Here is a 412-nt window from a genome sequence, read left to right as displayed (position 1 = left end):
GATAGTATGAGTAGCACCTATTGCTTTAGCTTTATTCAATCTTTCTTCTGATAAATCAAAAACAAATATCTTACTTGCACCTGCAGCTTTGGCTGCTATGACTGTTAATAAACCGATTGGACCTGCACCAAAAATAGCAACAGTATCGCCAAATAGAACTTCACCTTCTTTAATTGCTTGAACTGCAACAGCCATCGGTTCTACAAGGGCTCCTTCTTTATCAGAAACGTTATCTGGCAATTTATAAACATTCTCTTCTGGGACGTTTGTAAGTTCTGCAAATCCACCATCAGAACCTAAGCCTATAAATGAATAACCATCATAAAGATCAATATTTTCTTCTTTTTCACGATTTGAAACTGTAGGATTAATGACAACACGATCGCCTTTATTAAATTTTGTAACCTTAGAA

1 protein-coding gene is annotated in these 412 nt (G+C 35.4%); it reads right to left on the bottom strand.

Translation table 11 applies throughout. From position 1 onward, the window contains the following. Window positions 1–412: zinc-binding dehydrogenase (locus CD129_RS12000; RefSeq protein ID WP_144437016.1), on the bottom strand; the 412-nt coding region annotated here is incomplete at both ends.

This window comes from Mammaliicoccus fleurettii (genome assembly GCF_003970575.1).
GTDB lineage: Bacteria > Bacillota > Bacilli > Staphylococcales > Staphylococcaceae > Mammaliicoccus > Mammaliicoccus fleurettii.
Note: the sequence above shows the minus strand (reverse complement) of the source record. Positions and strands in the feature narration are given on the sequence as shown.